The organism is Streptomyces sp. S465, from assembly GCF_026898115.1.
Lineage (GTDB): Bacteria > Actinomycetota > Actinomycetes > Streptomycetales > Streptomycetaceae > Streptomyces > Streptomyces luomodiensis.
Window position 1 is genome coordinate 4,085,018 of the sequence record NZ_CP114036.1, and the last position, 26,443, is coordinate 4,111,460.

Below are 26,443 nucleotides of genomic sequence, written 5' to 3' on the forward strand. Positions count from 1 at the left end.
CCACGGGCACAGCCCAGGGACCACGAGCGAGACCCGGCAGCGCGGTGCCCGAAGTCCGGCGGGGCCTACGCGAAGTCCAGCAGGACCTTGCACGACTGGCTGCGGTCGGCGGCCTGGCCGAACGCCTCCGCCGCCTCCCGCACCGGCCGTACCGCGCTGATCAGCGCGTCGAACGACGGCTCGGCCGCCAGCAGCCGCAGCGCGTCGTCGAACTCCGCGTGGAAGCGGAACGCGCCGCGCAGGTCGATCTCCCGGGCGACCAGCAGGTTTCCGGCGAACGGGGTCTGCCCCGGCGGCAGCATGCCGAGCTGGACGACCACCCCGCCGCGGCGCACCCGGCGCAGACAGGTGTCGAGCCCGGCGGCCACACCCGATGCCTCGATCGCGACGTCCGCCTCGTCCGAGGGCCAGCTGGGGTCGTCCGGGTCGTCGGCCCGTACGCACGCCGTCGCGCCGGCCGCCGCCGCGAACTCCAGGGCGCGGGGCAGCAGGTCGGTGGCCGTGATGGTCGCGGCGCCCGCCGCGCGGGCCGCCGCGACGGTCAGGCAGCCGATCGGGCCGGCGCCCGTGACCAGCACATGACGGCCCGCGAGGTCGCCTGCGCGGCGCACCGCGTGCAGCGCCACGGACAGCGGTTCGGCGAGCGCCGCCCGGCGGGGCTCCAGCCCCTCGGGCAGGGTCCGCAGCTGCACCGCCGGGACGGCGATACGGGAGGCGAACCCGCCCTGCACATGCGGGAAGCGCGCGGCGCTGCCCAGGTAGCGGGTGTCCCGGCAGACGTTGGCGCGGCCGTCGAGGCATTCGGGGCAGGCCCCGCACGGGGTGGCCGGGTGGACGGCGACCGGGGTGCCGGGCGCGGGCCCGGTCGCCCCGTCGCCGTAGGCCACGACCGTGCCGACGACCTCGTGGCCCAGCAGCATGGGCTCCCGCAGCCGGAAGTCACCCACCCCGCCGTGGCGGTGGTAGTGGAGGTCCGAGCCGCAGATCCCGCCGTAGCGGACCGCGACCACGGCCTGACCCGGCCCCGGCTCGGGCTCGGGGAGTTCATCGATCCGCAGATCGCCCGGCCCGTGGATCACACAGCCCAGCACCATCCGCCCCGCCTCCTCGTCGGTTGTCCCCGCTCGTCGGTGGCCCCCGTGTTCACAGGACGCTCGTCATGCCGCCGTCGACGTACAGCACCTGTCCGCTGACGAAGTCCGAGGCGGGGGAGGCCAGATAGAGCAGCGCGCCGACCAGGTCCTCGGTGCGGCCCCAGCGGCCGGCCGGGGTCCGCCCGCGCACCCAGGCGCTGAATTCCTCGTCCTCGACCAGCGGCCGGGTCAGCTCGGTCTCGATGTAGCCGGGGCCGAGCCCGTTGACCTGGATGCCGTACCGGCCCCAGTCCGCGCACATGCCCTTGGTGAGCATCTTCAGCGCGCCCTTGGTCGCCGCGTACGGGGCGATCCCGGGGCGGACCACCTCGCTCTGCAACGAGCAGATGTTGACGATCTTGCCGTGGCCGCGGGTGGTCATCCGCCGGGCGGCCTCCCGGCCCACCAGGAAGGCGCTGGTGAGGTTGGTGTCCACGATCTGCTGCCAGGCGGCGTCGGTGAACTCCAGCAGCGGCGCCCGGTTCTGCATCCCGGCGTTGTTGACCAGGATGTCGAGCGGGCCCACCCGCTCCTCGACCTCGGCGATCCCGGCGGCCACGGCCGGGCCGTCGGTGACGTCGAACGCGGCGGTGTGCACCCGTGCGTCGGCGCCGCCGACCTCGGCGGCTGCCTTCGCGGCCTCCTCGAGGGCGTGCGGGTCGCGCCCGTTGAGCACCACCGTGCAGCCGGCCTCCAGCAGACCGCGCGCCAGGGCGTGGCCGATGCCCCGGCTGGAGCCGGTGACCAGTGCGGTGCGGCCCGCGATGTCGAAGAGCGGATGTGTGGTCATGGCGTGCGTATCCCTGCCTCTCGCTGCCTGTGCTTCTGCTCGCGTTCCTCTGCTTCTGCTCCCGTTCGGGAACGGTGCTAGATCACCAGCGACAGCAGCAGGACGAAGGCGAGCGAGACGACGGAGATGACCGTCTCCATCACGGACCAGGTCCGCACCGTCTGCCCCACGCTCATCCCGAAGTACTCCTTGACCAGCCAGAACCCCGCGTCGTTGACATGGCTGAAGAAGAGCGATCCGGCGCCGATGGACAGCACCAGCAGCGCCACATGCGTGCTGGACATATCGGCGGCGAGCGGTGTCATCAGCCCGGCGGCGGAGATCGTGGCCACGGTCGCCGAGCCGGTGGCGAGCCGGATGGCGACCGCGATCAGCCAGGCGAGCAGCAGTGCGGAGACGTTCCAGCTCTCCGAGATGTCCATGATCATTTTGCCGACGCCGATGTCGATCAGCGTCTGCTTGAAGCCGCCGCCCGCGGCGACGATCAGCAGGATTCCGGCGATCGGCGCGAGCGAGTGCTCGACGGTGGAGGAGAGGCGGTCCCGGGTGAAGCCGGCCGCCCGGCCCAGCGTGAACATGCCCACGATCACCGCCGCCAGCAGCGCGATCAGGGGCGCGCCGATGACGTCGGCGACCCGCTGGACGTGGTTGTCCGGGTTGTCCACCACGATGTCGACGAGCGCCTTGATGAGCATCAGCACGACCGGCAGCAGCACAGTGATCACGGTGGCCCCGAATCCGGGACGCCGCTCCAGCTCCGCCGACGGGCGCGTGGGGATCAGCCGGTCCGGCGGGGTGACCCGCACCCAGCGGTCGGCGACGCGGGAGAAGACCGGGCCCGCGATGATGGCGGTGGGCACGGCGATGAGGACGCCGAGCGCCAGGGTGATCCCCAGGTCGGCGTGGACCGCGTCGATCGCGGCGAGCGGACCGGGGTGCGGCGGCACCAGGCCGTGCATGACGGACAGGCCCGCGAGCGCCGGGATGCCGATCCGCATCAGCGAATAGTTGCCGCGCTTGGCGACCAGCAGCACCACCGGGATCATCAGCACCATGCCGACCTCGAAGAAGATCGGCAGTCCGATGATCCCCGCGATCAGCACCATGGCCCAGGGCATCGTCCGGTCGCTCGCCTTGGCGAGGATCGTGTCGACGATCTGGTCGGCGCCTCCGGAGTCGGCGAGCAGCTTGCCGAGGATCGCGCCAAGGGCGATCAGCACGCCCACGCCCGCGACGGTCGAGCCGAGTCCGTTGGAGAAGCTGGTGATGACCTTGTCGAGCGGGGCCCCCGCGACGGCGCCGAGCGCCAGTGAGCCGATCGTCAGCGACAGAAACGCGTGCAGCTTGGTCTTGGTGATGAGGAGGACGAGGACGGCTATGCCGACGAGGACGGCTATGCCCAGCTGTGCGTGACCGGCCGACGTGATCGGGTCGACGGTGTCCGCTGCCAGCATCTCGACGCTGAGTCTGCTCACGGGCGGGTTCCTAACGTGCGTTACTGGTGTTCGAGCCGCCGCAGCGCGTCGGCGGCCCGCTCGGTGATGATCTTTGGCTCCGGAGTGACGTCGACGGCCACGCCGCGCTCGTCCGCCTGAAGCGGTTCGAGCGTGGCGATCTGCGAATCGAGCATCTTCTCGGCGAAGAAGTGGCCCTTGCGCTCCTTCATCCGCTCGGCGATCAGCGAGCGATCACCCGTCAGATGGAGGAAGACGATGCCGGGCGCGGCGGACCGCAGCCGGTCGCGGTACGCCCGCTTGAGCGCGGAGCAGCTGACCACCCCACCCCCCTCGGCGTGGTCATGGGCCCAGGCACCGATGGCATCCAGCCAGGGACGCCGGTCGTCGTCGTCCAGCGGGATCCCGGCCGACATCTTCTCGATGTTGGCCGGCGGGTGGAAGTCGTCCGCCTCGGCGTACGGAACGCCGAGCTCCTCCGCCAGCAGGGGGCCGACCGTGGTCTTGCCCGTGCCGGACACTCCCATGACCACGACAACCTGGGGGGCGTGCATTGTGTGAAACCTCGCTGTCTTCTTCGACCTCGGCGCCGGGCACACTCAACCCCACAGATACGACGTATTCAAGAGTCTGTGACTTAAAAGTCATACTTATTTGCCGCTGAACGGCCACGTAGGCTGAGCGCATGGACGAACAGGGGCCCGCGGGCCGTGGTCAGAGGCCCAAGGCCAGGGGGCTGCACGACCGGCTCCTGGAGTCCCTCGGCCCCGCCATCACGGCGGGCGACTACCCACCGGGCACCGTGCTGCGCACCGACGAACTGGAGCGGCGCTTCGACGTCTCCCGCACAGTGGTCCGGGAGGCGGTGCGGGTCCTGGAGTCCATGCACCTGGTGGAGTCCCGCCGCCGGGTCGGGGTGACGGTGCGGCCCACCGAGGAGTGGGACGTCTTCGACCCCCAGGTCATCCGCTGGCGCCTGGCCGGCCCCGACCGCCCCCGCCAGCTGCGCTCCCTCACCGCCCTCCGCTCCGCCATCGAACCCGCCGCCGCCGCGCTGGCCGCCGAGCACGCCACGCCGGAGCAGTGCGCCGAACTCACCGAGCACGCGCTCAACATGGTCGCCACCTCACGCGGCCAGCAGCTGCCCGCGTACCTGATCCACGACATCGCCTTCCACCACGTGATCCTGCGCGCCTCGGGCAACGAGATGTTCGCGCGCCTGGGCGATGTCGTCGCGGAGGTCCTGACCGGCCGCACCCAGCACCAGGTCATGTTCAGCGACCCCGACCCGGAGGCGGTCACCCTCCACGTCCGCGTCGCCGAGGCCGTCCGCGCGGGCGACGCGGAGGCGGCGGAGCGCTATACGAGGGAGATCACCGTGGGGGCCCTGCGCGAGCTGGACATCCTGGCCCCGTAGTCGGGTGCGGGTTCCGTCCGCGCCTTCGACGCGAGACGGAACCCGCACCCACCCGAGCCGAGCGGCCCCAGCGCGGAGCGCCCGCCCCCGCTCAGATCACCGGCACCGGATGCAGGGCGACACGGTCGGCGTCGCCTCCCAGGCTTGCCGCGCGGGCCGCGGCCGCCGTCTCGTTGGGGTTGCCCAGGGAGACGGCGCTGACCTGGGCCAGGCGGGCGTACTGGGCCTCGGTCAGAGTGAGGTCCAACGCGTCCAGATATTCGGTCAGCTGCTCGCTCGTGCGGGGGCCGATGACGGGGATGTAGGCCGTGGCGGCGCGGGCCGCGTGCGCCCGCAGCCAGGCCACGGAGACCTGGGCCGCCGAGACCCCGGTCTCGGCCGCGATCGCGAGGACGGTGTCCAGGACGGCGGTCTTCTGGTCACCGTCCTCGACCCGCACCCCCGCACCCTGGCGGCTCAGCCGCCCGTCCGCACCGGTGCGGTATTTGCCGGTCAGCATTCCGCCCGCCAGCGGCGCGTACAGCGCGGCACCGAGTCCGAACGCCTCCGCCATGGGCAGGAGTTCGCGGTCGGCGGTGCGCTCGGCCAGGCTGTACTCGACCTGTATGCCGACGATCGGCGCCCGGCCGCGCAGTTCGGCCACCGTGGCCGCCGACGCCACCCGCCAGGCGGGGAAGTTGGACAGCCCGCCGTGCAGGATCTTCCCGGCGCGGACCAGGTCGTCGAAGGCCGCGACGATCTCCTCGACCGGCGTGATCGTGTCGGGCATATGCGCCCAGTACACATCGATGTAGTCCGTGCCGAGCCGCCTCAGGCTCGCCTCCAGCGAACGGATCATGTTCTTGCGGCTGTTGCCGGTCGCGCTGATCCCCGTGCGATCGCCTCTCCCCGCGCTGTACTTCGTGGCCAGCACGAAGTGGTCCCGATCGGCGGCGAGCAGCTCGCCGAGCAGCGTCTCGGACGCCCCGCCCTGGTAACGGTCGGCGCTGTCGACGAACGTGCCGCCCGCCTCGGCGAAGGCGTCGAAGATCGCCCGGTACCGCTCGCGATCCGTGGTGGTGAAGTTCGCGGTGCCGAGCGCGTACTCGGATACCCGCAGGCCAGTACGCCTGCCGAAGGTGGTGTACCGCATCAGTGTGCCGCCTTCCCTGAAACTGGAATCTGATTCCGGTAACCGTACCGGAATCAGATTCCGGTACGGTGGCACCGTGGCCACCACCGGCAAGGACAAGCCCCTGCGCGCACACGCCGCCCGCAACCGCGACGCCCTCATCGCGGCGGCCTGCGACGCCTTCGAGGCCGGCGAGCTGGACATCCGCATCGAGGAGATCGCCCGCCGGGCCGGGGTCGGCGTCGGCACGCTCTACCGCCACTTCGCCACCCGTGAGGCGCTGATCGAGGCCGTCTACCGGCAGCGGGTGGAGGACCTGTGCGGCGCGGTGCCCCGCCTACTGGACGAGCTCGCCCCGTACGACGCGCTCCGCACGTTCCTGCGGCAGCTCATCGCGCACTCGGCGGCCAGCCAGGGCATGGCCGTCGCACTGGAGGCGGTCATGAACACCGGATCACCGGTCTTCGCGCAGGCCCGGACGGACATGACCGAGGCCATCGCCACGATCATGACCGCCGCCGTCACGGCCGGGGAGATCCGCGCGGATGTCACACCGGAGACCGTCTTCCGCGCGATGGGCGGCATCTGCACCAGCCATGACCAGCCCGACTGGGAGGACGGCGCCCACGCGATCGTGCGCCTCCTGCTCGACGGCCTCCGCTCCGGCGCGGCAGTCATACCGCGCTAGGCGGGGATACCGCGCCAGGCAGGGACACCGCGCGCGGAAGGGACACCGCGCCAGGCACCGGCCTCGGCTCATCCCGGCAGCCACCCCCGGCTCGCCGCTCGGCCAGACGTCCGGGACGTCGGCGACGGCCTTGGGGGGCAGCACGCCCCGCAGCCCCTGCGCCGTACGTTCCCCGCCCCCCTTCTGCGCCCAACCCCACATGTTCCAGACGTACACGCTGTCCGGAGAGGGCCGGCGCCGCAGCCCCGGCGAGCCCCTGGAACGCCTCCTCGCCGATCTCCTCCACTGGCGTGCGACGACACCCAGCGCGACTTCGACGCCACCCTCGACCGAGCACGGACCCGCCACGCACAGGGCACGGGCACCGGCCTCCGCCTCGGCGCCGGCTAGAGCGAAGGCCAGCGCTCGTACCACCGCTGATCGGCCTCCAGCTGAGCCGCCAGCGAGATGAGCATGGGCTCGCTGCCCGCCGGACCGAGGAACTGCGCGCCAAGGGGCAGCGTGCCCTCGGGGTCGGCGAACCCGGCGGGGACGTTCATCGCGGGCCAGCCCAGCACGTTCCACGGCCAGGCGTACGGGCACGCCGCGATCATCGCCCGGTCGGTCTGCCAACTCGACAGCCGGGCCATGGCCCCGATCCGCAGCGGCGGTGTGGCCGTCGTCGGGGAGAGGACGACGTCGAAGCGCTGGAAGATCGCCCCGACCTGGCGCTGCAACGACTCCTCGTGCGCCCGCGCCCACCGCAGCGCGGCGCCGCCCAGCAGGCGGCCGTTGCGGGCGGCGGAGCGGGTGCGGACGTCCAGCAGGAGCGGGTCGGGGACGCGGCCGGACCATTCCATGAGCCCGGCGGTGGCGCGCGGCAGGAAGGAGAGGCCCACCAGCCCGTAGCGCGGCTCGGCCGCCACGACCTCATGACCGAGTGCCGTCAGCCGCTCGGCGAGCCGGATGACCGAGGTCCGTACGACGGGGTCCAGTCTCTTCGGCGTACCCGTGAAGGCCGTCTTGAACGACAAGGCGATGCGCAGCCGCCCCGGATCGCGTTCCACGGCGGACAGCACATCCACCGGCTCCGGGCAGTGCAGATCCCCCTCGCAGTTGCCGCTCGCGGCATGCAGCAGCAGCGCCGCGTCGGCGACCGTACGGGCCAGCGGACCCATGCAGGTGATGCCGTTGAAGGACTCCACGTCCGGCCAGGTGGAGATCCGGCCGCGCTGGGGCTTGATGCCGATGAGGTGCGTCCAGGCGGCGGGGATACGGATCGAGCCCGCGCCGTCGGAGCCGAGCGCGGCGGGGACGAGACCGGCGGCGACGGCGGCCGCCGCGCCGCCGGAGGAGCCGCCGGGGGTATACGCCGGGTTCCAGGGGTTACGGGTGTCGCCGAAGGCGGGGCCCTCGGTGAACGGCCACTGGCCCAGCTCGGGGGTGTTGGTCTTGCCGACGATCACCGCCCCGGCCGCCCTCAGCCGCCGTACCGCCTCGCCGTCCGCCGCCTTGGCCGGGAAGTCGCCGCAGCAGCCGAAGGCGGTGGGCTCGCCCGCCACATCCGTGTCGTCCTTGACCGCGATCGGCACCCCGAGCAGCGGCAGCCGCTCCCCCGCCGCCAGCCGCCGGTCGGCCTCGGCCGCCTCGCGCAGGGCGGCCTCGGCCCGCACGCGGCGGAAGGCGTTCAGCGTGGGCTGCGTCTCGGCGATGCGCTCGAGCGCCTGCTCGACCAGTGCGCGGGAAGTCACCTCGCCGCCGGCCAGGGCGCGGACCCGCTCGCCGAGACCCTTGGGAATGACGCTGGTCACCGGGGACCTCCTCGGGTGAGTTCGGCCACTTCCCCTTTACCGCAGGTGGCTTCTCCGCGCACCCTGGGCACCGGTGATGACCTGTTTACTCAACTTTCACCACGTTCACCACTTGCGTCACGATCATCGCTGAGCACAGAGGACACCCGCATGACCGACATCGCGGCGCGCCGCACCGGCCCCCACTCCCGCACCGGAGGCCCCTCCGACGACCACGACCACCTGGTGGAGCACCTGTGCGGCTGGGCCCTCGTCGTCGTCCTCGCCATGCTCACCGTCCAGCTCGGGCTGTTCTAGCGGTACGCGGTCACACCACGAACGCCGGGACGTACGCACGTCGGCCGCACACCCCGGGCCGTACACCACACTGCACTCGGCCGTATGGCATATTGGACCACCTGAACGGCAGTACCGGCCCGAGGAGAGACATGACGACCGACACCGCAGGCTGGCTGGACTCCGCCGCCATCGACCCCGCGGTGCACGCCCTGCGCCCGGACTACCGCGCGCTGCTCATCACCGCCGAGGGGCTGCGTCCCGGCCCGAGCGACGAACTGAGCGAGCGGCTGCTGGCCGATGCCGAGTCGGCGGCGCGGGAGCGGTTCGGGGACGGGCCGGTGGAGGAGCATCCGCATCTGGCCGCCTGGCGGGAGGCGTTCCGCGCCTTCGGGGCGAAGCCGCAGCGCACCCGGCCCAGCGCGGAGGCGCTGCTGCGCCGGGTGTCCGCCGGACTGCCCCGGGTGGACCGGCTGACCGACATCTACAACGCGATCTCGGTCGGGCATGTGATCCCCCTGGGCGGCGAGGACCTCTCCCAATACGTGGGCGCGGCCCGGCTCGTGCGCGCCGAGGGCGACGAGACCTTCGAGACGACGGCCGGGGGCGAGCCCGTGGTGGAGCACCCGGCGCCCGGCGAGGTGGTGTGGCGGGACGACGCGGGCGTCACCTGCCGCCGCTGGAACTGGCGCCAGTGCACCCGCACCCGGCTCACCCACGACACCACCCGGGCGATGTTCGTACTGGACGCGCTGGGCCCGATGGACGACACCGCGCTGAAGGCCGCCGGTGATCAGCTCATGGAGGCGCTGACGGACTCCAGCCCGGGGGTGGCGATCGCCGCCAGGCTGCTGGGCGCCGCCTAGAACAGCGCCTGCTGCCCCGGCGTGGGCGGCTCGTCCTCCCCGAACAGCTTCGGCGGGGTGGTGAGCAGCGGCGCCATCCGCCGCGAGCCGGGGCAGGAGATCAGCTCATAGCCGGCGCGCCGCCCCGGCGGGTCGTGGCGGGCGAAGCGCCCGCCGACGACCGCGATCTCACGGGTGCAGACCGGGCAGGTGCGGCGGGGTGACGACGACATGGCTCCAGTGTCACCCACACCCCTGACAACGAGCCGGGGACGACCAGCCCCGGCGACCCTGCCCCACAGCCCGCCCCCTTGGCGGTACGCCACACCCACGGCCCGCCCCCTGGCGGTGCGCCACACCTCCGGCCCACCCCTGGCGGTACGCCACACCGCACGGCCCACCCCTGGCGATGCGCCACACCGCACGGCCGCTCCCTAGCGGTGCGCCAAACCCACGGTCCGCCCCTGGCGGTACGCCACACCCGCGACCGCCCCCTGGCGGTACGCCACCGGCCCGCCCCCTGGCGGTACGCCACACCCGCGACCACCCCCTGGCGATGCGCCACCGGCCCGCCCCCTGGCGGTACGCCACACCGCACGGCCCGCCCCTGGCGATACGCCACACCGCACGGCCGCTCCCTAGCGGTGCGCCAAACCCACGGCCCACCCCCTGGCGATACGCCACACCGCACGGCCGCCCCCTAGCGGTGCACCACACCCACGGCCCACCCCCTGGCGATACGCCACACCGCACGGCCGCCCCCTAGCGGTGCACCACACCCACGGCCCACCCCCTGGCGATACGCCACACCGCACGGCCGCCCCCTAGCGGTGCACCACACCCACGGCCCACCCCCTGGCGATACGCCACACCGCACGGCCGCCCCCTAGCGGTGCACCACACCCACGGCCCACCCCCTGGCGATACGCCACACCGCACGGCCGCCCCCTAGCGGTGCACCACACCCACGGCCCACCCCCTGGCGGTACGCCACACCCACGGCCCACCCCCCTCGCGGCCCGACCCCCACAGACCCGCCCCGCGACCCGCCCCACACAAGACCCGACCCACGCGGATTCACCCCGCGCCCCGGTCCCACACGGTCCCGCCCCACACAGCCCCGGCCCCGCGAAGCGCGGGGCCGGGGCTGTGGGCGGACCGCCCCCTCGCACCGCCCCCCTCGCACCGCCCACGCCGTCACGGCTGCCTCAGAACGCGTCCACCGGCCGGTACGTCCCCCACACCTCCCGCAGCGCGTCGCAGACCTCGCCGAGCGTGGCCCGCGCCGCGAGCGCGTCCTTCATCGGGTACAGCACATTGGCCGTACCCGGCTCGCTCTCGGCGGCCTTCCGCAGGGACGACAGCGCCGCGCCCACCGCCGACCGGTCGCGTTCGGCGCGCAGCCGGGCGAGTCGGTCGCGCTGCCGGGCCTCGATCTCCGGGTCGACCCGCAGCGGCTCGTAGGGCGCCTCTTCGTCCAGCCGGAAGCGGTTCACGCCGACCACCACCCGCTCGCCCGCGTCCGTCTCCTGGGCGATCCGGTAGGCGTTGCGCTCGATCTCCTCCTTCTGGAAGTTCCGCTCGATGGCGGCCACGGCACCGCCCAGGTCCTCGACCCGCCGCAGCAGGCCGACGGCCGCCTCCTCCACGGCGTCGGTGAGCGACTCGACGGCGTAGGAGCCCGCGAAGGGGTCCACGGTCGCCGTCACATCGGTCTCGTGTGCCAGCACCTGCTGGGTGCGCAGCGCCAGCCGGGCGGAGGTGTCGGTGGGCAGGGCGATGGCCTCGTCGAAGGCGTTGGTGTGCAGGGACTGGGTGCCGCCGAACACGGCGGCCAGGCCCTGCACCGCGACGCGTACGAGGTTCACCTCGGGCTGCTGGGCGGTGAGTTGGACGCCCGCGGTCTGGGTGTGGAAGCGCAGCATCTGGGACTTCGGATCGCGGGCCCCGAACTCCTCCCGCATCACCCGCGCCCAGATCCGGCGCGCGGCCCGGAACTTGGCGACCTCCTCCAGCAGCGTGGTGCGGGAGACGAAGAAGAAGGAGAGCCGGGGCGCGAAGTCGTCGACGTCCATGCCCGCCGCGACGGCCGTACGGACGTACTCGACGCCGTCGGCGAGCGTGAAGGCGATCTCCTGCGCGGGCGAGGCCCCGGCCTCGGCCATGTGGTAGCCGGAGATCGAGATGGTGTTCCACTTCGGCAGCTCGGCCTTGCAGTACTTGAAGATGTCCGCGACCAGCCGCAGCGAGGGGCCGGGCGGGAAGATGTAGGTGCCGCGGGCGATGTACTCCTTGAGGATGTCGTTCTGGACGGTGCCGGTCAGCCGACCGCCTGCCACGCCCTGCTCCTCGGCGACGAGTTGGTACAGGAGCAGCAGCAGGGCCGCCGGCGCGTTGATGGTCATGGAGGTCGAGACCCGGTCCAGCGGAATGCCCGCCAGCAGCACCCGCATGTCCTCGATCGAGTCGATGGCCACCCCGACCTTGCCGACCTCGCCATGTGCGAGGGGGGCGTCGGAGTCGTAGCCCATCTGGGTCGGCAGGTCGAAGGCCACCGACAGTCCGGTGGTGCCGTGCTCGATCAGCTGCCGGTAGCGGGCGTTGGACTCGGCGGCGGTGCCGAACCCCGCGTACTGCCGCATCGTCCAGGGACGGCCGGTGTACATCGTGGGATGGACCCCACGGGTGAAGGGATACCCGCCCGGCTCGCCCAGCCGCTCGGCCGGGTCCCAGCCGCTGAGCGCACCGGGCCCGTACACCGGCTCGACGGGGAATCCGGACTCCGACTCGCGCGCCATGGGTCACGCCTCCTGATGGCTGATACCGGGTCCTCTTCCGCTAGGGGCCTCCTACACAGCATGCGTCGAGGTTCGCCCCGTGGCAGCCCCGGGAAGCATTCAGGGCAAAAGATCAGTGGAGTGGGGGGTCGGATGCACCGGACAGCGGTGGTGGGCACGGCGCTGGCCACAGCCACGGCGGCGGCACTGATCGCGGGGTGCCGGGCGGGCGAGACGACCGTGGACGGCCGGGGGCAGGAGAGACCCCGGGCACGGGCCGACACCAGCGCGTCCGCGCGGGAGACGCCCCGGCCGCGTCGCACCTTCACCCACGAACCGACGGCCAAGCCCTCGGCCAAGGCCGTGGTGCGCTCACCGCGCACCACCGAGCCCGCCCCACCACGGCGCACCGCGCCGAGGGTGGCCCCACCGGTCATCGCCTTCGGCACCACCTCGGACCGCGTGCGCGAGCTCCAGGCCCGGCTGCGCGCGCTGGGCCTCTTCCACCGCAATCCGACCGGCTACTTCGGTACCGTCACGCAGGCGTCGGTCAGCGCCTACCAGCGCGGCCACGGCCTGACGGCCACCGGCTCGGTGGACCAGCGCACCTGGGCCTCACTGCGCTCGGCGACCAAGACGCCCACCCACGACGCGCTGTATCCGCCGACCACGCTCCCCCTGGCCAAGCCGGATCCGCGGTGCAAGACCGGCCGGGTGCTGTGCATCAGCAAGAGCAGCCGCACCCTGGCCTGGATGATCAACGGCCGGGTGGTGTCGGCGATGGACGTGCGCTTCGGCTCGGAGTACACCCCGACCCGGGAGGGGCTGTTCCAGGTCAACTTCAAGAGCCGGGACCATGTGTCGACGATCTACGACACCCCGATGCCGTATGCGATGTTCTTCAGCGGCGGCCAGGCGGTGCACTATTCGGCGGACTTCGCCGCCCGCGGCTACAGCGGCGCCTCGCACGGCTGTGTGAACGTCCGGGACAAGAAGAAGATCGCCGCACTCTTCGACCAAGTGAAGGCGGGCGACAAGGTCGTGGTCTACAAGTGAGCCACCGGTGAGCTACCGGTGAGCCGTGCGGCGCGGCCGGCCCGACCGGCACGGGCGGGAAAGGGGCGCGGGCAGAGCCGGGGGAACGTGCTCTGCCCGCGCCGGATGCGCGGAGCCGTCGGTACGGGGGGAACCTCGGCTCCCGCGCGGCCGATGACCAGTCGGCCCGTTTCTTTCAGCGTCACCACCCGCAAAAACGTCACACCTGGCTGCTGACGCCTCTGCCCTTACCCGTTCACCCGCTGGTCGTGGGGTCGGCCGAAGCGGACGAACCCGTCGATGTCACGGGGTCCGTCGAGGTCACGGAGTCACCCGGCGTCGATGGCGTGGAGCCGGAGCCGGAGCCGGAGTCGGTGCCGGAACCCGAGCCGGTGCCGGGGTCACTCGGCGTATCGGTGGTGTCGGGCGGAGGGGGCGGCGCCGCGGAGTCGCCGCCCCCCTCGTCATTTCCCGCGTCGTCACCGCCGCCCGAACCGGTGTCGGTGCCGTCCGAACCGGTGTCGGTACGCGGGCCGCCCCCACTGTCCCCGGCGAGGATCTCGGTGCAGTAGCCATGGATGGCGGACGCGCCCCCGGCCGCCTTCGTCAGCTTCTTCAGCGACTTCTCGTCGAGGTCCGCGCCCGTGCCGGACTCCGACGCCAGATACCGGGTGCAGACGTCGAGGGCCCATTGCGGAACGCCGGCGTTCCCGTTCGAGGAGGGGTTCTCCGTCTTGCCGCTGTTGCCCTTGCCCTCGTTCTCGCCGCTGTTCCCCTTGTTCTCGCCCTTGTGTTGTCCCTTGTTCCCGCCGTCGTCCCCGGGGTGGGAGGAGGCCGCTCCGCCCTGGGCGCCGTTCGCGCCCACGTCGCTGGCATCGTTGTCGGACGAGCCGCTGGGGTCGGGCGTCGTCGTACCGCCGTCCTTCGAGATCTCCGGACGGGCGGACACCCCGCCGGGTCCGGTCCCCGACATGCTCACCGAGGGGCCCGGTGTGCCGTCGCTCTGGCCGAACGGGGTCGGCAGCACACCCGCCGCCGCCGCGACCGCGAACCCGCTCAGCGCGCACCCGGCCACCGCCGCGACCATGCCCGCGCGCAGCGGGCGGCGCAGCCGCGGCTGCCGCTCCTTGAGCCGCCGGATCCGGCACAGCCGCCGGACGGTACCCATTCCGGCCACGGCCTCCGCCTCGGCGCGGGCCGCCCGGAAGGCGGCCACGGCCGCCTCCTCGCCGGGAAGCGGGGACGCGTCGGCGCGGGCCGTGGGGCGGGCCGCGTCGGCGACGGCGCTGAGCACGGCCGCCAACCGTTCCGCTTCGGCATATGACTGGTCACCCCGGCCGTCGGGGGCCATGGGCTGCCCCTCGACCGGTTCGCCGCGAAGCAACCGCTCCGCGGCACTGTCATCCAGCCAGCTGTAGCGGTGGTCTTCGGCCATCACATGTCCTTCTGCGTTGGCGCGCGTGAATCCGTCACACCAGCAGACTTCGCCACACCCGGCTTGGTTGCGCCGCCGCCGTGTGACTCACGTTGCCCCGGGATGCCGTCGAGCACCGCCGGATCGCCCCCGGGCACCGGTCCGATCAGGTCGGCGAGCCGCCGCAGGCCCCGGTGGGCCGCGGTGCGCACCGCCCCCGGCCGCTTGCCGAGCACCGCGGCCGCGCTCTTGGCGTCGAGGCCGAGAACCACCCGGAGCACCACCGCCTCGGCCTGGTCCTGCGGCAGCTGGGCGATCAGCCCGAGCGCCCGGCCGGTGCCGACGGCCGCCATCGCCTCCCCGGCCGTGTCCGCGTCGGAGGCGCGGAACTCCAGCTCCGACTCGTCGCCGCCGATGGCGGGGCGGCGTCCGCGCATCCGTATGTGATCCAGTGCCCGGTTGCGGGCGATCCGGGCCGCCCAGCCCCGGAAGCGGTCGGCGTCACCGCTGAAGCGTTGCAGGTCGCGCGCGATCTGCAACCACGCTTCGGAGGTGATGTCCTCCGCGTCTCCGTCACCGACCAGCGTGCGCACATAGCCGAGGAGGCGAGGGTGCACGGACCGGTACACGGTCCGGAAGGCGGTCTCGTCCCCCTTCTGCGCCGCACTCACCGCGGCGGTCAGTTCCGCGTCGTCCCCCTGCACGCTCTCTTCCTGCCCCACTTGGAGAATCCGTGGTCCAGTCGATTCCGGCGTACCCGCGGGCTAGCCCTGCCCGTAGGGCGGGTACTGCTGACCGGGCTGGCCGGGCGGCGGGGTCGGCGGCATCTGGGGAGCACCATACGGGGCGGGCCCGGGTGCCGGGGCGCCGTACGGGTTCGGCGCGGACATACCGTACGGCGCCGGGCCGGCCAGCTGCGGCGGCAGCGAGGCCCGCTGCTCCTGCATCGCGGTGATCTGCCGGACCAGCAGCAGCGCGAGGACCGCGGCGGCGACGAAGATCATGATGGCGACCATGTCGAAGGCCAGGATGGAGTGCAGGCTCTCGATGTCGCTCTTGGCCTCGGAGGGAGTAGGGGAGTAGTCATCGCTCTCGACCTTGGCCCGCAGAATGTTGTATCGGAGGCCGCTGATGGCGTTGGCGACCAGCGCGACGATCCAGGTCACCCACCAGCCGTTGAGCAGACCGCGGCTGACCGCGTGCGGCCCCTGCGGGGAGCTGGCGCGCCAGATGTCGTTGGCGATCTGCTTGGGGAACCAGAGGTTGACCACCGGGGTGAACCACGAACCGGCTGCCCAGCCGCTGCCGAAGCGGTGCTGACCGGGTGCGAAGACCTCGGCGTTCAGCCGCAGCCGGCGGAACCAGATGGCCCAGACGACGGCGATCGCGAGGGTGATCAGCGAGTAGATGATCCGCGCCGTGGTGAACATGTCATCGGCGTCGTCGAGGTCGCTCTGGCTGAAGGAGACCGACTTGCCCTCGATGGCGTCGAGCATGTCCCCGAGCACGCCGAACTGGTTGGAGCGCGCCACGAGCAGGAAGATCAGCGCCGGCAGCGCCACACCGAAGAGCACCACGAGCGTGGTGGAAAGGCCGCGCCGCAGATCGACCCCGCCGGCCGGCATGCCCATCGGCGGGGCCGCCGGGTAGCCGCCGGGCATCGGCGGTGGCTGCGGCGTCTGCGGCGGGACCGACGGCTGCTGGAGCTGCTGCTGGTAGGTTCCGCATGCGGCACAGCGCCCGTCGGGGCCGACGGCGACAGCCCGGCAGTTCCCACACGGATACATGGTCTTCGAGTCCCCCTGGGAACGTGGCCCGCTCCAGACCACGCGAGAAAATAAGCCTCTGCCCGCGCCCGGAGCGCGGACCTGCACGTTACGGGCATCCGACCGGTCACGTCCAGAGCGGAACCGGCCCCTGGACGCGGGGTGAACTCCCCGGTTTTCGTGCAAGGGGAGGTGTGACGGAATCGAAGCGTGCGACGCTGTAAGGAGTACGAGCCCTTCGCGGGCTCTCCCTGGACGACGGTCGGGGCCTCTCCTGTGGGGGGTGGCGGCCCCGACCGTCCTTTCTTTTCCCAGCCCGCCCAGCAGCCTCCGCAGACCGCTCAGCACGTGCATCGGCCCGCCCAGCACGCCTCTCAGCCCCACCCAGCACGTGCCCCAGCCCGCCCGGCACGCGTCTCAGACCCCGAGCCGCTCGGCCAGCCTGGTGAAGTCGGACCAGCTCAGCGGCGGCTTCCCGGGATCCCACACCCTCTGGGCCAGCGCCGCGAGCGGCAGCCGGATGCCCTGGGCCACCTGTGTGGTGGTCTGGGCCTCGGGGTGGTCACCCCAGACGGCGAAACGGGCACCGAGCACCCTGTCCGGCCCGGTCAGGCTCTTGTCGGCGATGGGCGTGGAGCCGCGCAGGATCGCCGGGGACCACTCGTCGTAGATGCGTTCTCCGGTCGGATAGGTGAAGCCGCCGGGCTCGCCGAGCACGTAGTAGAGGTACGCGTCGTTGAGGTTGACCACCTTCCGGCCCTCCTTCAGATACTCCAGCGGCTGCCGGGCGGTCTCCTTCAGCCGTCCCGTCCAGTACTCCACCTCGATGTTCTTGTCGGGTTTGACGACGCCGCCGGCGAAGAAGCCGTCGTTCCACGCCTTGGGCCGCTTGCCCAGCTGCCGCGCGAGCCGCGCCCGGTCGTTCAGCCAGCCGGTGGCCAGGTCCTGCACCCGGGCGCTGGGGCCGTACCGCTCCTTCGCGGCGGCCGCGAGCTTCGGGAACGACGCCTGGGGGTCCTTGACGGTCAGCGCGAGGTACTCATCGGCGCCCAGATGCCACCAGCGGCCGGGGAAGAGCGGGGCGTATTCGCGCATCAGCTGATCGACGATGCGGGCGGAGGCCGGATTGGAGATGTCCACGGCCCCCTGGAACGTGGTGCCGCCGGCGTTGCGCAGCTGGAGCTGCGGATGCGCCCTGATGACCGCGCCGAGGTGGCCCGGCGAGTCGATCTCCGGGATGACGGTGATGTGCAGCCGCTGCCCGAGCGCCACGATCTGCCGGACCTGGGTCTTGGTGAGGTGCTGGGCCGAGACGATCTCGGGATGGGTGCTGCTCTGGATGCGGAAACCCTGATCGTCCGAGAAGTGCAGGGCCAGCTGGTTGAGCTTGAGATCGGCCATCTGGCGCATCCGTGCCTGAATCCACTCGGCCGTGAAGAATTTGCGCGCGATGTCCAGGTTGAGGCCGCGCTGGGCGCGGGCGGGCCGGTCGTGGATCACACCCTCGGGGAGGCGGCCGCCGGAGCGCAGGGCCTGCTTCACGGTGCGGGTGCCGTAGAAGACGCCCGCCTGGCCCGGACCGGTGATCCGGGCGCGGCCCTTGTCGACGGTGAGCGTGTACGCCTCTTTGCCGCCGCTCTGTTTCGGGGCGAGCGCGAGGGAGAGGTCACCGCTGCGGGCGGTCCCGGAGGCGGTACGCAGCCCCAGCTCGGCCGCGATCAGGCGGGCCTCGTCGGCGAGCGGGCCCTGGAGGTCGACCACCACCCGGCTGCCGCTGCCGGGCCGCCAGCCGGGGCCCGAGGCCGGGGTGAAGTCGCGGACGGAGGGGATGGTGCGGGGCGGGGCGCCCGAGGGGGACCGCGCCGGGGAGGTGGTCGCCGGGCCGGTGGCCGTGGTGTGTGCGGAGGTGTGCTGTGTGGCGTGCGCCGAGGTGTGCGCCGGCGAGGTGCCGGTGCCGGCCGGGGGCCGGCCGGCACCCGTCTGCTGACAGCCGAGGGCTATCAGGACGAAGGTGACGGCGGCGCCGGCGATGAGGCCACGGGCGCAGGACGCCTTGGTGGCTCTGAGCGGCAATCCCATGGCTGTGTCCCTCCTTCGCCCCTCCCCGTCACAGGCGCTGTCAGGCGTTTTTACGGTGGCGGCCGCCGGGCGGATGCCCGGCGGCGGGTGCCGGGCCGCCGGGCGGTGCCCGGTGAAGGCCGCCGGGTGGTGCCCGGGAAGGCCACCGGGCCGTTCCCGGTGAAGCCCACCGGGCGGTGCCCGACGAAGCCCACCGGGCCGTTCCCGGCCGAGCCGCCGGGCGGTCCGGGCGGCTCAGCGCCGCCGGATGGTCCGGGCGACTCCCCGCGAGCGCCGCCGGGCGGTCCCGGACGACTCCCCGCGAGCGCCGCCGGGCGGTCCCGGTGAAGCCGTAGGCGAGGGTGTTCCCCGGCGAAAAACGCTCTGCGCCCCGAATGCCGTCCACCGCAGGCAGTAAAACGTCCCCGTTCGGGTGATATCCCGTCCCCTGCGCCACACCCGCCCCCGTAGGTCGTTAACGTGTACCGCCCACACGCCCAGCCCACGTCTCCCACGCATCTCCCGGGTCATCCGGTCCCGGGCGTCCGACCCCGGATCCCCGGCCCCGGATCCCCGATCCGATGCGTGCCCCACGCGTGTCCGAGGAGTCCACTGCGTGTCCGAGGAGTCCACGCTGTCCAGGTCCAGGTCCAGGCCCCGCGCCACGGCTTCCCGCCTCGGCCGGCTCAACGACGCCCCCGCCGGCGCGGCCGAGGCCGCGTTCCTCTCCTGTTGCGGCAGCCGCCGCTGGGCCCGGCTGATCGCGGCCCACCGCCCGTATCCCGATCTGGAGGCGCTGCTGGCCGCCGGGGACGAGGCCAGCTATGACCTCACCGCCGCCGATCTGGACGAGGCGCTCGCGGACGAGTCGGTCGTCGGTCATGAGCTGCCGCCCGCGCATGGCCTGGGGGCGCTCGCCGCCCACACCGCGCTCCGGGCCGCCCATGACGCGTACGAGCATCGTTTCGGTCACGTTTTCGTCATCTGCCTGGATGGTCTGCGGCCCGAGGAGCGGCTCGACCGGCTGCTCACCGGAATCCGGGACCGGCTGGGCAACGACCGGGAGAAGGAGCGGGACAACACGGCCGAGGAGCTGCGCCGCATCGCCCGCGCCAGGCTCGTCCGACTGGCCGCCAACCTGCCCCATTCGCCGGACATGCCCGGGTTTCGCATCGCGTGATCGCCCGTACGTGCTTGATTGATCACACCTGAGCCCCCAGGAGCAACCCACCGACAGCACGTCGGTACCATGGCCAGGGCCGGTGGACCGTACCCGGCCGGGCCCGACCGACCGTGAAGCCGGCAGGCCCCAATCCCGCTTCCGGAGGGTTTTTCCGTGCCGGCTGGAACGCTGTATCGCGGCCGGGAAGGCATGTGGTCCTGGGTGGCTCACCGAGTCACCGGCGTCCTCATCTTCTTCTTCCTGTTCGTACATGTGCTGGACACCTCGCTGGTCCGCGTCTCGCCCGAGGCGTACGACGACGTGGTCGCCACTTACAAGAATCCCGTCGTGAACCTGATGGAGTACGGCCTCGTGGCCGCCATCCTGTTTCACGCCCTCAACGGCCTTCGCGTCATCGCCGTCGACTTCTGGTCCAAGGGGGCGAAGTACCAGCGCCAGATGCTCTGGGCCGTCGTCGGTGTCTGGGTCGTGCTGATGGCCGGTGCCTTCTACCCGGTCCTCCAGCACTCGCTGCGCGAACTGTTCGGGAGCTGACGCACATGTCCGCCGAGACCACCACCCCCGCGAGCGACCCGGTCACCGGGTACGACGTGGATCATCCGGCCCCGGTCATCGAACCGCCGCGGGCCCGTACCCGCAAGACGCCCAGGGCGACCCGTACGAACTTCGAGATGTACGGCTGGCTGTTCATGCGCCTGTCCGGCATCCTGCTGGTCGTCCTGGTCCTGGGCCATCTGCTGATCCAGCTGGTCCTGGACGGCGGCGTCACCAAGATCGGCTTCGCCTTCGTGGCCGGCCGCTGGGCCTCGCCGTTCTGGCAGGCATGGGATCTGATCATGCTCTGGCTCGCCACGCTGCACGGCGCGAACGGCCTGCGCACGATCATCAACGACTACGCGGAGCGGGACACCACCCGCCTGTGGCTGAAGGCGCTGCTCTACACGGCGGCGACGTTCACCATCGTGCTCGGCACTCTGGTGATCTTCACCTTCGACCCGAACATCCGCTAGGCCCCGGGGCTGAGGTATCCACTCATGAAGATCCATAAGTACGACACCGTCATCGTCGGCGCCGGCGGAGCCGGAATGCGCGCGGCCATCGAGTCGACCAAGCGCAGCCGCACCGCGGTGCTCACCAAGCTCTACCCGACCCGCTCCCACACCGGCGCGGCGCAGGGCGGCATGGCCGCCGCCCTCGCCAACGTCGAGGAGGACAACTGGGAGTGGCACACCTTCGACACCATCAAGGGCGGTGACTACCTGGTCGACCAGGACGCCGCCGAGATCCTGGCGAAGGAGGCCATCGACTCCGTCCTCGACCTGGAGAAGATGGGCCTGCCGTTCAACCGCACCCCGGACGGCACCATCGACCAGCGCCGCTTCGGCGGCCACAGCCGCAACCACGGCGAGGCCCCGGTCCGCCGGTCCTGCTACGCCTCGGACCGCACCGGCCACATGATCCTCCAGACGCTGTACCAGAACTGCGTCAAGGAGGGTGTGGAGTTCTTCAACGAGTTCTACGTCCTGGACCTGCTGCTCCCCGAGATCGACGGGGTCAAGCGCACCGCCGGTGTGGTGGCCTATGAGCTGGCCACCGGTGAGCTGCACATCTTCCAGGCGAAGTCCGTCATCTTCGCCTCGGGCGGCTGCGGCAAGTTCTTCAAGGTGACCTCCAACGCGCACACCCTCACCGGTGACGGCCAGGCGGTCGCCTACCGGCGCGGGCTGCCGCTGGAGGACATGGAGTTCTTCCAGTTCCACCCGACCGGCATCTGGCGCATGGGCATCCTGCTGACGGAGGGCGCCCGCGGTGAGGGCGGCATCCTCCGCAACAAGGACGGCGAGCGCTTCATGGAGAAGTACGCGCCGGTCATGAAGGACCTCGCCTCGCGTGACGTGGTCTCCCGCTCCATCTACACGGAGATCCGCGAGGGCCGCGGCTGCGGCCCCCAGGGCGACCACGTCTACCTGGACCTGACCCACCTGCCGCCGGAGCAGCTGGACGCCAAGCTGCCCGACATCACCGAGTTCGCGCGGACGTACCTGGGCATCGAGCCGTACACGGACCCGATCCCGATCCAGCCGACCGCGCACTACACGATGGGCGGCATCCCCACCAACGTCCAGGGCGAGGTGCTGGCGGACAACGACACCGTCGTCCCCGGCCTGTACGCGGCCGGTGAGGTCGCCTGTGTCTCGGTGCACGGCGCCAACCGCCTGGGCACCAACTCGCTGCTCGACATCAACGTCTTCGGCCGCCGGGCGGGCATCGCCGCCGCGGAGTACGCCGCCAAGGCCGACTTCGTCGAGCTCCCGGAGGACCCGGCCGGGTTCGTCCGCGACCAGGTGGAGAACCTGCGCGACGCCACCGGCACCGAGCGGGTCACCGAGGTCCGCAAGGCGCTCCAGGAGACCATGGACAAGAACGTCATGGTCTTCCGCACCGAGCAGACGCTCAAGGAGGCCGTCGAGGAGATCGGCCACCTGCGCGAGCGCTACAAGAACGTCAGCGTCCAGGACAAGGGCAAGCGGTTCAACACCGATCTGCTGGAAGCCATCGAGCTGGGCAACCTGCTCGACCTGGCCGAGGTCATGGCCATCTCGGCGCTGGCCCGCAAGGAGTCGCGCGGCGGCCACTACCGCGAGGACTACCCGAACCGCGACGACGTCAACTTCATGCGGCACACCATGGCGTACCGAGAGGTGGGCGCGGACGGCTCCGAGTCCATCCGCCTCGACTACAAGCCGGTCGTGCAGACCCGCTACCAGCCGATGGAGCGTAAGTACTGATGAGCACCCCCACGCTTGAGAAGTCCGACCAGGCCCCCGAGGCGGCCGACGCCACCGCCTCGCACCTGATCACCGTCACCTTCCGGATCCGGCGCTTCAACCCGGAGGTCTCGGACCAGGCGGTCTGGGAGGACTTCCAGATCGACATCGATCCCAAGGAGCGCGTCCTCGACGGTCTCCACAAGATCAAGTGGGACCTGGACGGCACCCTGACCTTCCGCCGCTCCTGCGCCCACGGCATCTGCGGGTCCGACGCCATGCGGATCAACGGCCGCAACCGGCTGGCCTGCAAGACGCTGATCAAGGACATCACTGATATCCACGATGGGAAGGGGTCGAAGCCCATCACGGTCGAGCCCATCAAGGGACTTGCGGTCCTCAAGGACCTGGTCGTGGACATGGAGCCGTTCTTCCAGGCGTACCGCGATGTGATGCCCTTCCTGATCACGACGGGCAACGAGCCGACGCGCGAGCGGCTCCAGTCCGCCGAGGACCGGGAGCGGTTCGACGACACCACCAAGTGCATCCTGTGCGCCGCGTGCACCTCGTCGTGCCCGGTGTTCTGGAACGACGGCCAGTACTTCGGCCCGGCGGCGATCGTCAACGCGCACCGCTTCATCTTCGACTCCCGCGACGAGGGCGGTGAGCAGCGGCTGGAGATCCTGAACGACAAGGACGGCGTCTGGCGCTGCCGCACCACCTTCAACTGCACCGAGGCGTGCCCGCGCGGCATCGAGGTCACCAAGGCCATCCAGGAGGTCAAGCGCGCTCTGATCACGCGCCGCTTCTGAGCCTGCTGCCGCGCCTGCTCCTGAGGCTTCCGCGCCTGCTTCTGCGCCACGGAGCCGAGTGGGCGAGGGCCCCGCTTCCCGGACTGTCGGACGGTCCGGGGGCGGGGCCCTCGTCGTATCCGCCCTCGTCGCATCAAGAGCCATACGCAGCTATGCGCAGCCATGCGCAGCTATGCACCCCACGTATACACGCGATGTATACACATGGCGTATAGTCCTCCGCATGGCCACCGCCTACCTTCTGCCGATCAAGACGGCCGCCGCCCTCTTCCCGCTGCTGGCAATCGTGTTGCTGCTGCCGACGGCCGTCCTCCTGTACCGCCGTTACGGCGTGATGTCCCCGGGGCGGACGCTGTCGCTCTACGGCTTCCTCTACTACCTGCTCACGGCCTACTGCATGACGATCGTGCCGCTGCCGAAGCAGACCACCGACATGTGCGAGCGGTTCGCACTCGTGGCCCATCCGCAGTGGACGCCCGGGAACACCTTCAGCGACATCTGGAAGGAGGCGCACCACAAGATCGGCCTCAACGCGCTGATCCTCCAGAACCCCGCCGTCGCCGGAGCCGTCTTCAACCTGCTGCTGCTCCTGCCGCTCGGGGTCTTCCTGCGCTACCACTTCGGGCGCTCGCTGCGCAGCACCGCCGGCATCGGTTTCGCGGTCTCGCTGTCCTTCGAGCTGACGCAGTGGACCGGGGTGTGGGGCCTCTACAACTGCCCGTACCGCCTCTTCGACGTGGACGACCTGATCATCAACACCTCGGGAGCGGTGATCGGCTGGCTGCTGGCCGGGCCGGTCGCGCGGATGCTGCCCACGCTGGAGACGCTGGACGGACGGGCGCTGGCGGCGCGCCCGGTGCCGTTCGGACGGCGGTTGACCGCACTCGTCGTCGATATGGCCGGATATGGCGTGACGGCGGTGTTCACCGCCGCCGTGCTGACCGCGCGCGGCGGCACGGGTCCGTCGTGGCTGCCCGTCGTGGTCTTCGTGGCCTGGTTCGTCCTGCTGCCGCTGGCCACCGGCGCGACACCCGGGAAACGGCTGTTGCTGCTGCGACTGGTCGCGGACGACGGCGGCCCGCTGGTGGCCTGGCGGCTGACCCTGAGGGCGCTGCTGCTGGGGGCGTTGGTGATGCCGTTCCTGTCGGGGCTGTTCCTGGCCGTGCTGACCCTGATGAACGAGCCCTGGCCCTCCGACCTGTTCACCACCGTCCACGACTCGGGTGCCCAGGGCATGGCGGCGGTCCTCAGCGCGCTCAGCCCCGCCCAGCTGCTCGCCGTAACGGCCGGGTTCACGCTGACCGCGATCTGCGTCCACAAGACGCTGCGTCACCCGGACCGGCTCGCCCCGCACGACCGCGTCTCGGGCATTCGCAACGCCACGCTCCCGCACAAGCGCGCCGTACGGGCCACCGACCGGTCCGCTCCCATCGCGGTGGAGCCGGTGGAGCGAGCGGCCGACGACGCACCGGCGAGCGATCGGGAGCGTACACCGGGCGCCACCGTTCCGGCGGAGGGTCAGCGGTCGGCCACCGGCTCCGGCTGATCCGGGGCGTACGAGGCGGGCCGCGGGTGCTCGGGCGCGTGGGTGAACCGGGGACGCACGCGCTCAGGCGCGGGGCGAGGCCAGCTCGACCACGGTGACGTCCGGCGGCGCCCCGACCCGTACCGGCGGACCCCAGGCGCCCGCGCCACGGCTCACATAGAGCTGGGTGTCGCCATACCGGTCGAGACCGGCGGCGGTGGGGTTGGCGAGCTCGGCCACGTAGGTGCCGGGCCACAGCTGACCGCCGTGCGTGTGGCCGGACAGCTGGAGGTCGACGCCCGCCTTCACCGCGTCGTGGATCACCACCGGCTGGTGGGCGAGCAGCACGGAGGCGCGCGCGGGGTCGCGGTCGCCGAGGGCCTTGTCGAAGTCGGGGCCGTGGCCCTCGCTCTCGCCCGCGACGTCGTTCACCCCGGCGAGATCGAAGCCGGGCAGCTCGGTGCGCTCGTTCTCCAAGGGCCGCAGACCCAGCTCGCGCACATGGTCCACCCACTGGTCGGCGCCGGAGAAGTACTCGTGGTTGCCGGTGACGAAGTAGCTGCCGTGCCGGGCGCTCAGTCGGCGCAACGGCTCGACGGCCGGGCCGAGGTCCGCCACGCTGCCGTCCACGAGGTCGCCGACGACGGCGATGAGGTCGGGTTGGGTGCGGTTGATCGTCTCGACGACGCGCTGGGTGTGGGAGCGGCCCAGGATCGGCCCGAGGTGCATGTCGCTGACGACGGCGATCCGGAAGCCGTGCGCCCGGCGCGGCAGCTTGGCGAGCGGCACGGTGATCCGCTTCAGCCGCGGCCCGCGCAGCACGGTGTACGCCCCGTACCCGACCGTTCCGGCCGCCACGGTGGTGGCCGCGCCGGCCACGGTCCGCGCGACAAAGAGCCGCCGAGAGACAGCAAGCGCCTCACCGCCCGCGCGCCCCCTGTCCGCCCCATCGCCGTCAGCCGCTCCACCCGAGCTACCCAAGCCGCCCTCAGCCACCCCATCCACACTCGCCGCAGCCTCAGCCGCCCCGCCCGCGCCGCTCTCGGCCCCACCGCCCCCAGCCGCACCACCCACACTGCCCAAGCTGACCTCGACCGCCTCGCCCGCGCTCACCGCAGCCTCAGTCACACCGTCGACCCCGGCCACACCGCCCCCAGCCGCACCACCCCCGCTGCCCAAACTGCCCTCAGCCACCCGGCCCGCGCTCGCCGCAGCCTCAGCCGCCCCGCCCTTTACCGCCCCACCCGCGCCGGCCTCGGCCACACCACCCAAGCCGCCCAAGCCGCCCTCAGCCACCCCACCCGCGCTCGCCGCAGCCTCAGCCGCCCCGCCCTTTACCGCCCCACCCGCGCCGCTCTCGGCCACTCCGCCCCCAGCCGCACCACCCCCGCTGCCCAAGCCGCCCTCAGCCACCCCACCCGCGCTCGCAGCAGGCGTACCGCCCACGCCCTCCCCGGTCGCCGCCGCGTCGCGCGTCACAGCCACAGCCGCATGCCCAGCCGCATCCACACCGTCGGCCACCGTCGCCATCGCGGCCATCGCGGCCCCGGGGTCGCTCGGGAGCATCGTCGGCGAGCTGCCGCACGGCACACCGCCGGGTG

The 26,443-nt window shown here is 71.9% G+C and carries 24 protein-coding genes; 11 read left to right on the forward strand and 13 right to left on the reverse strand.

The genetic code is table 11. From position 1 onward, the window contains the following. Positions 1–65: 65 nt before the first annotated feature. The 4 genes from N6H00_RS17220 to N6H00_RS17235 all read right to left on the reverse strand — a co-directional run bounded on the left by N6H00_RS17220 (position 66) and on the right by N6H00_RS17235 (position 3,931). Complete coding sequence (locus N6H00_RS17220; protein ID WP_268972619.1) at positions 66–1,094, reverse strand: L-idonate 5-dehydrogenase; 1,029 nt, start codon at positions 1,092–1,094, stop codon at positions 66–68. A 49-nt stretch (positions 1,095–1,143) separates the two neighbouring features. Further along, positions 1,144–1,923: an SDR family oxidoreductase gene (locus N6H00_RS17225; RefSeq protein WP_268972620.1), complete on the reverse strand. Its 780-nt coding sequence runs from the start codon at positions 1,921–1,923 to the stop codon at positions 1,144–1,146. 77 nt (positions 1,924–2,000) lie between these two features. Then, on the reverse strand, positions 2,001–3,398 hold the full coding sequence (locus tag N6H00_RS17230; RefSeq protein WP_268972621.1) for a GntT/GntP/DsdX family permease: 1,398 nt from the start codon (positions 3,396–3,398) through the stop codon (positions 2,001–2,003). 20 nt (positions 3,399–3,418) lie between these two features. After that, a complete protein-coding gene (locus N6H00_RS17235) occupies positions 3,419–3,931 on the reverse strand; it encodes a gluconokinase (protein WP_268972622.1) in 513 nt (170 codons plus the stop codon). Positions 3,932–4,062: 131 nt separating this feature from the next. Between N6H00_RS17235 and N6H00_RS17240 the strand changes: the two genes are divergently transcribed. Further along, the gene (locus N6H00_RS17240; protein WP_268972623.1) at positions 4,063–4,794 is read left to right on the forward strand and encodes a FadR/GntR family transcriptional regulator; all 732 of its coding nucleotides are present in this window, start codon (positions 4,063–4,065) and stop codon (positions 4,792–4,794) included. A gap of 91 nt (positions 4,795–4,885) precedes the next feature. Here the strand turns inward: N6H00_RS17240 and N6H00_RS17245 are convergent, their stop codons facing one another. Next, on the reverse strand, positions 4,886–5,926 hold the full coding sequence (locus N6H00_RS17245) for an aldo/keto reductase (protein ID WP_268972624.1): 1,041 nt from the start codon (positions 5,924–5,926) through the stop codon (positions 4,886–4,888). Positions 5,927–6,002: 76 nt separating this feature from the next. Between N6H00_RS17245 and N6H00_RS17250 the strand changes: the two genes are divergently transcribed. Continuing rightward, positions 6,003–6,593 (forward strand): TetR/AcrR family transcriptional regulator, encoded by a 591-nt coding sequence (locus tag N6H00_RS17250; protein WP_268972625.1) that lies wholly within the window; start codon positions 6,003–6,005, stop codon positions 6,591–6,593. A 386-nt stretch (positions 6,594–6,979) separates the two neighbouring features. Here N6H00_RS17250 and N6H00_RS17255 read toward each other — a convergent pair whose 3' ends face one another. Further along, the gene (locus tag N6H00_RS17255) at positions 6,980–8,383 is read right to left on the reverse strand and encodes an amidase (RefSeq protein WP_268972626.1); all 1,404 of its coding nucleotides are present in this window, start codon (positions 8,381–8,383) and stop codon (positions 6,980–6,982) included. Positions 8,384–8,533: 150 nt separating this feature from the next. Here N6H00_RS17255 and N6H00_RS17260 point away from each other — a divergent pair, with 150 nt between their 5' ends. Then, positions 8,534–8,680 carry an SCO1431 family membrane protein gene (locus tag N6H00_RS17260; protein ID WP_268972627.1) on the forward strand — a complete coding sequence of 49 codons (147 nt, stop codon included), beginning with the start codon at positions 8,534–8,536 and terminating at the stop codon, positions 8,678–8,680. Positions 8,681–8,811: 131 nt separating this feature from the next. After that, positions 8,812–9,525, forward strand: coding sequence for a B3/B4 domain-containing protein (locus N6H00_RS17265; protein WP_268972628.1), 714 nt, complete (start codon positions 8,812–8,814; stop codon positions 9,523–9,525). Here the strand turns inward: N6H00_RS17265 and N6H00_RS17270 are convergent. Then, complete coding sequence (locus tag N6H00_RS17270) at positions 9,522–9,737, reverse strand: hypothetical protein (protein ID WP_268972629.1); 216 nt, start codon at positions 9,735–9,737, stop codon at positions 9,522–9,524. The two genes, N6H00_RS17265 and N6H00_RS17270, sit on opposite strands and share 4 nt — an antisense overlap. A gap of 975 nt (positions 9,738–10,712) precedes the next feature. Next, complete coding sequence (locus N6H00_RS17275) at positions 10,713–12,302, reverse strand: acyl-CoA mutase large subunit family protein (RefSeq protein WP_268972630.1); 1,590 nt, start codon at positions 12,300–12,302, stop codon at positions 10,713–10,715. A 132-nt stretch (positions 12,303–12,434) separates the two neighbouring features. Here N6H00_RS17275 and N6H00_RS17280 point away from each other — a divergent pair, with 132 nt between their 5' ends. Next, positions 12,435–13,337 (forward strand): L,D-transpeptidase family protein, encoded by a 903-nt coding sequence (locus tag N6H00_RS17280; protein ID WP_268972631.1) that lies wholly within the window; start codon positions 12,435–12,437, stop codon positions 13,335–13,337. Between the two features lie 235 nt (positions 13,338–13,572). Here the strand turns inward: N6H00_RS17280 and N6H00_RS17285 are convergent, their stop codons facing one another. The 4 genes from N6H00_RS17285 to N6H00_RS17305 form a co-directional block, all read right to left on the reverse strand. After that, positions 13,573–14,751, reverse strand: a complete 1,179-nt coding sequence (locus N6H00_RS17285) for a hypothetical protein (protein WP_268972632.1) — start codon at positions 14,749–14,751, stop codon at positions 13,573–13,575. Then, entirely contained in the window at positions 14,751–15,434 is a 684-nt protein-coding gene (locus N6H00_RS17290; protein ID WP_268972633.1) for an RNA polymerase sigma factor, read from the reverse strand. The genes N6H00_RS17285 and N6H00_RS17290 overlap by 1 nt, the downstream gene beginning before the upstream one ends. Before the next feature lie 60 nt (positions 15,435–15,494). Next, the gene (locus N6H00_RS40170) at positions 15,495–16,517 is read right to left on the reverse strand and encodes a DUF4328 domain-containing protein (protein ID WP_329618537.1); all 1,023 of its coding nucleotides are present in this window, start codon (positions 16,515–16,517) and stop codon (positions 15,495–15,497) included. A gap of 396 nt (positions 16,518–16,913) precedes the next feature. After that, positions 16,914–18,575 (reverse strand): beta-N-acetylhexosaminidase, encoded by a 1,662-nt coding sequence (locus N6H00_RS17305; RefSeq protein ID WP_268972634.1) that lies wholly within the window; start codon positions 18,573–18,575, stop codon positions 16,914–16,916. A 595-nt stretch (positions 18,576–19,170) separates the two neighbouring features. On the opposite strand from N6H00_RS17305, the gene N6H00_RS17310 reads away from it, so the two are divergent. The 6 genes from N6H00_RS17310 to N6H00_RS17335 all read left to right on the forward strand — a co-directional run bounded on the left by N6H00_RS17310 (position 19,171) and on the right by N6H00_RS17335 (position 24,863). Next, positions 19,171–19,734: a 2-oxo-4-hydroxy-4-carboxy-5-ureidoimidazoline decarboxylase gene (locus N6H00_RS17310; RefSeq protein WP_268972635.1), complete on the forward strand. Its 564-nt coding sequence runs from the start codon at positions 19,171–19,173 to the stop codon at positions 19,732–19,734. Between the two features lie 156 nt (positions 19,735–19,890). Beyond that, positions 19,891–20,271, forward strand: coding sequence for a succinate dehydrogenase, cytochrome b556 subunit (gene sdhC / locus N6H00_RS17315; RefSeq protein ID WP_268972636.1), 381 nt, complete (start codon positions 19,891–19,893; stop codon positions 20,269–20,271). A 5-nt stretch (positions 20,272–20,276) separates the two neighbouring features. Beyond that, entirely contained in the window at positions 20,277–20,747 is a 471-nt protein-coding gene (locus N6H00_RS17320; protein WP_268972637.1) for a succinate dehydrogenase hydrophobic membrane anchor subunit, read from the forward strand. Between the two features lie 24 nt (positions 20,748–20,771). Further along, a complete protein-coding gene (sdhA, locus tag N6H00_RS17325; RefSeq protein ID WP_268972638.1) occupies positions 20,772–22,526 on the forward strand; it encodes a succinate dehydrogenase flavoprotein subunit in 1,755 nt (584 codons plus the stop codon). After that, a complete protein-coding gene (locus tag N6H00_RS17330) occupies positions 22,526–23,317 on the forward strand; it encodes a succinate dehydrogenase iron-sulfur subunit (RefSeq protein WP_268972639.1) in 792 nt (263 codons plus the stop codon). The genes sdhA and N6H00_RS17330 overlap by 1 nt, the downstream gene beginning before the upstream one ends. 223 nt (positions 23,318–23,540) lie before the next feature. Then, complete coding sequence (locus tag N6H00_RS17335) at positions 23,541–24,863, forward strand: VanZ family protein (protein ID WP_268972641.1); 1,323 nt, start codon at positions 23,541–23,543, stop codon at positions 24,861–24,863. Positions 24,864–24,926: 63 nt separating this feature from the next. On the opposite strand, the gene N6H00_RS17340 is transcribed toward N6H00_RS17335, so the two are convergent. Then, on the reverse strand, positions 24,927–26,372 hold the full coding sequence (locus N6H00_RS17340; RefSeq protein ID WP_443073220.1) for a metallophosphoesterase: 1,446 nt from the start codon (positions 26,370–26,372) through the stop codon (positions 24,927–24,929). Between the last annotated feature and the right edge of the window lie 71 nt (positions 26,373–26,443).

Bases quoted from the DNA above. Each gene is read 5' to 3' on its own strand.
- N6H00_RS17305 (WP_268972634.1), bottom strand. From the start codon at position 18,575: ATGGGATTGCCGCTCAGAGCCACCAAGGCGTCCTGCGCCCGTGGCCTC.
- N6H00_RS17340 (WP_443073220.1), bottom strand. From the start codon at position 26,372: ATGGCGACGGTGGCCGACGGTGTGGATGCGGCTGGGCATGCGGCTGTG.
- sdhA (WP_268972638.1), top strand. From the start codon at position 20,772: ATGAAGATCCATAAGTACGACACCGTCATCGTCGGCGCCGGCGGAGCC.
- N6H00_RS17220 (WP_268972619.1), bottom strand. From the start codon at position 1,094: ATGGTGCTGGGCTGTGTGATCCACGGGCCGGGCGATCTGCGGATCGAT.
- N6H00_RS17240 (WP_268972623.1), top strand. From the start codon at position 4,063: ATGGACGAACAGGGGCCCGCGGGCCGTGGTCAGAGGCCCAAGGCCAGG.
- N6H00_RS17235 (WP_268972622.1), bottom strand. From the start codon at position 3,931: ATGCACGCCCCCCAGGTTGTCGTGGTCATGGGAGTGTCCGGCACGGGC.
- N6H00_RS17260 (WP_268972627.1), top strand. From the start codon at position 8,534: ATGACCGACATCGCGGCGCGCCGCACCGGCCCCCACTCCCGCACCGGA.
- N6H00_RS17225 (WP_268972620.1), bottom strand. From the start codon at position 1,923: ATGACCACACATCCGCTCTTCGACATCGCGGGCCGCACCGCACTGGTC.
- N6H00_RS17280 (WP_268972631.1), top strand. From the start codon at position 12,435: ATGCACCGGACAGCGGTGGTGGGCACGGCGCTGGCCACAGCCACGGCG.
- N6H00_RS17320 (WP_268972637.1), top strand. From the start codon at position 20,277: ATGTCCGCCGAGACCACCACCCCCGCGAGCGACCCGGTCACCGGGTAC.
- N6H00_RS17265 (WP_268972628.1), top strand. From the start codon at position 8,812: ATGACGACCGACACCGCAGGCTGGCTGGACTCCGCCGCCATCGACCCC.
- N6H00_RS17335 (WP_268972641.1), top strand. From the start codon at position 23,541: ATGGCCACCGCCTACCTTCTGCCGATCAAGACGGCCGCCGCCCTCTTC.
- N6H00_RS17275 (WP_268972630.1), bottom strand. From the start codon at position 12,302: ATGGCGCGCGAGTCGGAGTCCGGATTCCCCGTCGAGCCGGTGTACGGG.
- N6H00_RS17285 (WP_268972632.1), bottom strand. From the start codon at position 14,751: ATGGCCGAAGACCACCGCTACAGCTGGCTGGATGACAGTGCCGCGGAG.
- N6H00_RS17270 (WP_268972629.1), bottom strand. From the start codon at position 9,737: ATGTCGTCGTCACCCCGCCGCACCTGCCCGGTCTGCACCCGTGAGATC.
- N6H00_RS17330 (WP_268972639.1), top strand. From the start codon at position 22,526: ATGAGCACCCCCACGCTTGAGAAGTCCGACCAGGCCCCCGAGGCGGCC.
- N6H00_RS40170 (WP_329618537.1), bottom strand. From the start codon at position 16,517: ATGTATCCGTGTGGGAACTGCCGGGCTGTCGCCGTCGGCCCCGACGGG.
- N6H00_RS17245 (WP_268972624.1), bottom strand. From the start codon at position 5,926: ATGCGGTACACCACCTTCGGCAGGCGTACTGGCCTGCGGGTATCCGAG.